The organism is Paraconexibacter sp., from assembly GCF_041602235.1.
Classification (GTDB): domain Bacteria; phylum Actinomycetota; class Thermoleophilia; order Solirubrobacterales; family Solirubrobacteraceae; genus Paraconexibacter.
Genome location: NZ_JBFIGP010000247.1, coordinates 1 through 5,482, shown reverse-complemented (window position 1 = coordinate 5,482; position 5,482 = coordinate 1). Strand labels below are relative to the sequence as shown.

The 5,482-nt window shown below is 69.5% G+C and carries 8 protein-coding genes; all 8 read right to left on the bottom strand.

Going from position 1 to position 5,482, the window contains the following annotated elements; all coding sequences use genetic code 11:
- On the bottom strand, positions 1-1,112 hold a 1,112-nt coding region (locus ABYE80_RS16250; RefSeq protein WP_372791351.1), incomplete at its 3' end, for a glycosyltransferase.
- A 122-nt stretch (positions 1,113-1,234) separates the two neighbouring features.
- Positions 1,235-1,588 (bottom strand): 50S ribosomal protein L17, encoded by a 354-nt coding sequence (rplQ, locus tag ABYE80_RS16245; RefSeq protein ID WP_372791350.1) that lies wholly within the window; start codon positions 1,586-1,588, stop codon positions 1,235-1,237.
- 35 nt (positions 1,589-1,623) lie between these two features.
- Positions 1,624-2,604, bottom strand: coding sequence for a DNA-directed RNA polymerase subunit alpha (locus ABYE80_RS16240; RefSeq protein ID WP_372791349.1), 981 nt, complete (start codon positions 2,602-2,604; stop codon positions 1,624-1,626).
- 110 nt (positions 2,605-2,714) lie between these two features.
- Positions 2,715-3,335: a 30S ribosomal protein S4 gene (gene rpsD / locus ABYE80_RS16235; RefSeq protein ID WP_372791348.1), complete on the bottom strand. Its 621-nt coding sequence runs from the start codon at positions 3,333-3,335 to the stop codon at positions 2,715-2,717.
- A 10-nt stretch (positions 3,336-3,345) separates the two neighbouring features.
- Positions 3,346-3,741 (bottom strand): 30S ribosomal protein S11, encoded by a 396-nt coding sequence (gene rpsK, locus ABYE80_RS16230; RefSeq protein WP_254572241.1) that lies wholly within the window; start codon positions 3,739-3,741, stop codon positions 3,346-3,348.
- An 86-nt stretch (positions 3,742-3,827) separates the two neighbouring features.
- Positions 3,828-4,211 carry a 30S ribosomal protein S13 gene (gene rpsM, locus ABYE80_RS16225; RefSeq protein ID WP_372791347.1) on the bottom strand — a complete coding sequence of 128 codons (384 nt, stop codon included), beginning with the start codon at positions 4,209-4,211 and terminating at the stop codon, positions 3,828-3,830.
- 15 nt (positions 4,212-4,226) lie between these two features.
- A complete protein-coding gene (gene rpmJ / locus ABYE80_RS16220; protein WP_037400725.1) occupies positions 4,227-4,340 on the bottom strand; it encodes a 50S ribosomal protein L36 in 114 nt (37 codons plus the stop codon).
- 193 nt (positions 4,341-4,533) lie between these two features.
- The gene (gene map / locus ABYE80_RS16215; protein ID WP_372791346.1) at positions 4,534-5,298 is read right to left on the bottom strand and encodes a type I methionyl aminopeptidase; all 765 of its coding nucleotides are present in this window, start codon (positions 5,296-5,298) and stop codon (positions 4,534-4,536) included.
- Positions 5,299-5,482 lie beyond the last annotated feature (184 nt).

The following is a 5,482-nucleotide window of genomic DNA, read 5'->3' as shown; positions in this document are numbered from 1 at the left end:
GTGATCAGGACCGTGAGCTCGACGGTCCGGGACGGCGAGGCGTCCAGCGCGTGGAGCACGGCGAGCGCGCCGCTGGTGAGCCCGAGCGTGAGGACGTAGACGACGGCTCCGGCGGCGTGCTGGCGCAGCAGGCCGTGCCGTCCCCGGATCCTGAAGGTGAAGTGGCGGTTGGCCTGCGTGTTGCCGACCGCGGTGATCGCGAGCGCGACGGCGTTCGCCCCCGCGGCACCGAGCGGGCTGCGCAGCGCCAGGAACAGGACCGCGTACGCGATGGTCGACGAGACGCCGACCGCGAGGAAGCGCGTCAGCGGGGCGTCCATGAGCAGCCGAGCGATCCCGCGGAGGTCGTCGACGGCCGTACGCACGATGTCCACCCGCGAGTCCGGGTCGTCGACCCAGTCGACGGGGACCTCGTGGATGCGCAGGCCTTCGCGCTGGGCGAGCACCAGCAGCTCGGTGTCGAAGAACCAGGCGTCGTCGCGCACAGCGGGGAGCAGCCGCCGCGCGGTGTCGGCCCGGACCGCCTTGAAGCCGCACTGCGCGTCCGAGAAGCGCGCGCCGAGCGCGACGCGCAGCAGGCGGTTGTAGGTCCGCGAGATCACCTCACGCTTGGCTCCGCGGACGACCCGCGAGCCGTGCGCCAGACGCGTCCCGATCGCGAGATCGCTGTGCCCGGACACGAGGGGCGCGACGAGGGGCAGCAGCGCGTCGAGATCGGTCGAGAGGTCGACGTCCATGTAGCACAGCACGTCGGCGTCGCTGCTCGTCCAGGCCACCCGCAGCGCCCGTCCCCGCCCCTTCAGGGGCAGGTCGAGGACCTCGACCCCGTCGAGGTCCTCGGCGAGCGCCCGCGCGACGTCGGCGGTCGCGTCGGTGCTCGCGTTGTTGGCGATCACGATCCGCCAGGAGTACGGCAGCTGACGCCCGAGGTGCTCGTGCAGCCGGTGGATCGACGCCGGCAGTGCTTCCTGCTCGTTGTAGACGGGGACGACGATCTCCACCGTCGGGCCCGACTCCGGGCCCGACGCGGTCGCGCCGGCCACGGTCGGTGACGGCGCGGTTGCGGAGGGCGCGGTCAGGAGTTCACGCGTTGGGGCGGCGGATGAAGACATGCGCCCAGGGTCGCGTGACCGTCAGGGAGCCGGCTGGGAGCACCCTGAGACCCTGCTGAGGCCGGGAACGACGAGGGCCGCTCGGTGAGCGGCCCTCGGGTACGGCGAATGTCTTGCGGAGCTCAGACGAGCTCGATGTACACCATCTCGGTGCTGTCGCTGCGACGCGGTCCGAGCTTCAGGATCCGGGTGTAGCCGCCCGGCCGGTCGGCGTACCGCGGCGCGACCTCTTCGAACAGCTTGTGGACGGTGAATTTGTCCTGGCCGAGGGCGCTGAGCGCCTGGCGGCGAGCGTGCAGGTCGCCCCGCTTCGCGAGCGTGATGAGCTGCTCGACCTCGGGCTTGAGGGCCTTGGCCTTCGCCTCGCTGGTCTTGATCCGCTCGTGCTGGATGACCTCCTTGCAGAGGTTGGCCAGCAGCGCCTTGCGGTGGGCGCTGTCGCGGCTGAGCTTGTGACGGGTCTTCTGGTGGCGCATGGGTGTTCTCGGTTCCTCTGGTCCGTCTGCCGGACCTAGTCGTCGCGCAGGTTCAGCCCGCGCGCGTGCAGCGTCTCGATGACCTCGTCGATGGACTTCTTGCCGAAGTTCGGGATCGCGTTGAGCTCACCCTCGGACTTCGAGATCAGGTCACCCACGGTCTGGATGCCGGCACGCTTGAGGCAGTTGTAGGAGCGGACGCCGAGCTCGAGCTCCTCGATGAGGATGTCGTGCATCGGGCCGGCACCCCCGTTGGCGGCGGCGGCACCCTGACCGGGGCCGGCCAGACCGGCGTCGAGCGAGCCTCCGGGCCCGGCCCGGAGCTCCTCGATGCGGTCCGCGTCGGTGAAGATCGCCAGCTGGCTGATCAGGATCTCGGCGGCCTCGCGCAGCGCGGCCTGCGGATCGATCGAGCTGTCGGTCTCGATGTCGAGCGTCAGCTTGTCGAAGTCGGTCTTCTGACCGACACGGGCCTGCTCGACCGAGTACGCCACGCGGCGGACCGGGGAGAAGATCGAGTCGATCGGGATGACGCCGATCGGCTGGTCGGCGGACTTGTTCTCCTCGGCGGGACGGTAGCCGCGGCCACGGCCGATCGTCAGGTACAGCTCGAGCTTGGTCTTCTTCTCGAGCGTGGCGATGTGGACGTCCGGGTTGAGGATCTCGACGCCGGCAGGCAGGTCGATGTCCTTGGCGGTGATGTCGCCGGGGCCCGTGACCACGAGCGGCGCCTCGACCTCGGTGGCGTCCGAATGCATGCGGCAGACGATGCCCTTGAGGTTCAGGACGATGTCCGTGACGTCCTCGGTGACGCCCTTGATCGTCGAGAACTCGTGCGCGACGCCCTCGATCCGGACGCTGGTGACGGCCGCACCGGCCAGGGAGCTCAGGAGCACCCGGCGCAGCGAGTTGCCGAACGTGTAGCCGAAGCCACGGTCGAGCGGCTCGATGGTGAAGGTGCCGCGGTTCTCCTCGACGGTCTCACTGGTGATTCGGGGGATCTGGAAGTCGAGCATCTGGGTCCTCGTACGTCGTCGGGAATCGGGGGCGGCGCGCTTCGTCGTGCGCGCCAGTGCTGACGCGCCGCGGTCGCCCCCGGATCGGGCGACGGCGGCGCGAGCACGCGCTACTTGGAGTACAGCTCGACGATCAGCTGCTCCTGCACCGGCGCGGTGATCTCGCGGCGCTCGGGAGCGCGCAGGATCTTGGCGGTGAGGGAGTCGTGATCGGCCTGGAGCCAGGCCGGGACCTGTGCGGTCAGCTCGGTGGCGTCGCGGATCAGCTGGTCGGCGCTCGTCCCGGTCTTGACCGCGATGACGTCGCCTTCCTTGAGCTGGTAGCTGGGGATGTCGACCCGCCGGCCGTTGATCGTCCAGTGCCCGTGGCGGATGAGCTGACGGGCCTGACGGCGCGACGCGGCGAAGCCGAGGCGCACGAGCACGTTGTCGAAGCGGCGCTCGAGCAGCGCGAGCAGGTTCTCGCCCGTGATGCCGTCCTGGCGGCTGGCCTTGTCGTAGTACAGGCGGAACTGCTTCTCCAGCACGCCGTAGTAGCGGCGAGCCTTCTGCTTCTCGCGCAGCTGCACGCGGTACTCGCTCTGCTTCTGGCGGCCACGTCCGTGGTCACCCGGCGGGTACGCGCGACGCTCGACGCCGCACTTGTCGGTCAGGCAGCGCTCGCCCTTCAGGAAGAGCTTCTGCCCTTCGCGGCGGCACTGCTTGCACTGAGCTCCGGTATCACGAGCCATCGTAGAATCCTTAGACGCGGCGCCGCTTGCGGGGGCGGCAACCGTTGTGGGCCTGCGGGGTGACGTCCTTCACGCCGGTGACCTCGAGTCCGGCGGCCTGCAGCGAACGGATCGCGGTCTCACGGCCCGAGCCGGGGCCCTTCACGAAGACCTCGACCTTCTGGAGGCCCTGCTCGATGCCCTTGCGGGCGGCCGCGTCGGCGGTCACCTGCGCGGCGAACGGGGTCGACTTGCGCGAGCCCTTGAAGCCGGCGCCGCCGGCGGACTCCCACGCGATGACGTTGCCCTCGCGGTCGGTGAGCGACACGATCGTGTTGTTGAAGCTCGTCTTGATGTGGGCCTGGCCGATCGGGATGTTCTTCTTCGGCTTGCGGCGGCCGCGCGACGGACGCTTGGGAGCGGGCATGGCGGCTTACCCCCGCAGGGCGTCCAGCCCTGCGCTCGGACGACGACTCTCGGCCTCCGGCCTCGCGACCAGGAAGTTCGCTGCGCTCACTTCTTACCTGCCTTCTTCTTCCCGGCGACGCTCATGCGCTTGGGGCCCTTGCGCGTGCGGGCGTTGGTCTTGGTCTTCTGGCCGCGCACGGGCAGGCCACGGCGATGGCGCAGGCCGCGGTAGCAGCCGATCTCCATCAGACGCTTGATGTTCTGGGAGCGCTCGCGCCGCAGATCGCCCTCGACGAGGATGTCGGTGTCGATCAGGTCGCGCAGCTTGCTGACCTCGGCCTCGGTGAGGTCGCGCACGTAGGTGTCCGGGTCGATGCCGGCCTTCGTGAGGAGCTCGTTGGAGCCCGAGCGTCCGATCCCGTAGATGTAGGTGAGACCGATCTCGATGCGCTTGTTGAGCGGGATGTTGATGCCCGCGATGCGTGCCATGTGTTCAGGTGCTCCTTATCCCTGCCGCTGCTTGTGGCGGGGGTTCTGGCAGATCACGAGGACCGCGCCGTGACGGCGGATGATCTTGCACTTCTCGCACATCGGCTTGACCGACGGTCGTACTTTCATGATCCCTTTCGGCTGTATCCCGGCGAAGCTGGCTCTGGCGGCCGCTGGGGGCCGCCGCTACCAGTCGCGGACAAGCGCGCACGTGGCATACGACGCCAACGGCGCACGACCGCGCAAGATAGCAAAGCTCCGGGCCCGAACGTCGTCCGGCCACCCTGGTAGCCCGACGAGGACCGGGACACCGCGGACGCGCTCAGCCGACGCCCTCTTCGTGCCACGGGGTGAGGATGCGCGGCCCCTCGGCGGTGACGGCGATCGTGAACTCGAAATGGGCGGCCAGCGAGCCGTCCTGCGAGTAGATCGCCCAGCCGTCGTCACCCATGCGCACCATGTGTCGCCCGGCGTTGACCATCGGCTCGACCGCCAGGACCATCCCCGGCTCGAGCAGCGGACCGCGCCCCGGTTCGCCGTAGTTCGGCACCTGCGGGTCCTCGTGCATGTCGCGGCCGATCCCGTGACCGACCAGGGAGCGCACGACACTCAGCCCCTCCCCTTCGACCCGTCGCTGCACGGCGTTGCTCACGTCCCCCAGGCGGTTGCCCGCCTGGCAGGCCTCGACCGCGTCGAACAGGGACGCCTTGGTGGTGTCGAGCAGCTTCTGCGCGATCGGCGTGATCGGGCCGACCGGGAACGTGACCGCACCGTCGGCGACCCACCCGTCGTACGTCACGCCGATGTCGATCGAGATGATGTCGCCGCGGCCGAGCTCGTACGGCCCCGGGATGCCGTGGACGACCATCGAGTTCGGGGAGGCGCAGATCGATCCCGGGAAGCCCCGGTATCCCTTGAACGACGGAACCGCGCCCTGCGACCGGATGTACTTCTCGGCCGCCTGGTCGAGCTCCTCGGTCGTGACGCCCTCGCGGATCTTCCCCGCGAGCAGCTTCATCGTGCGGGAGTGGATCGCCCCGGCCGCCGCCATGCGGTCGAGGTCCTCGGGTGACTTCAGGATGATCATGCGTGTACCTGCCGGCAGGCCCGGAGCTCCGGGGACCGACGCCTCAGAGCTCGTCCTCGAGCCGCAGCGTCGCGATGGTCGCCCGGATGTGGTCGTGGACCTCGGTGGGTGACCGCGTGCCGTCGAACCGCCGCAGCAGACCCTGGGCGTCGTAGTACTCGATCAGCGGAGCCGTCTGCCGGTG

Coding starts and splice junctions, on each gene's coding strand:
- rpsK (WP_254572241.1), bottom strand. CDS start 3,741: ATGCCCGCTCCCAAGCGTCCGTCGCGCGGCCGCCGCAAGCCGAAGAAG.
- rpsM (WP_372791347.1), bottom strand. CDS start 4,211: ATGGCACGCATCGCGGGCATCAACATCCCGCTCAACAAGCGCATCGAG.
- rplQ (WP_372791350.1), bottom strand. CDS start 1,588: ATGCGCCACCAGAAGACCCGTCACAAGCTCAGCCGCGACAGCGCCCAC.
- map (WP_372791346.1), bottom strand. CDS start 5,298: ATGATCATCCTGAAGTCACCCGAGGACCTCGACCGCATGGCGGCGGCC.
- rpsD (WP_372791348.1), bottom strand. CDS start 3,335: ATGGCTCGTGATACCGGAGCTCAGTGCAAGCAGTGCCGCCGCGAAGGG.
- ABYE80_RS16240 (WP_372791349.1), bottom strand. CDS start 2,604: ATGCTCGACTTCCAGATCCCCCGAATCACCAGTGAGACCGTCGAGGAG.
- rpmJ (WP_037400725.1), bottom strand. CDS start 4,340: ATGAAAGTACGACCGTCGGTCAAGCCGATGTGCGAGAAGTGCAAGATC.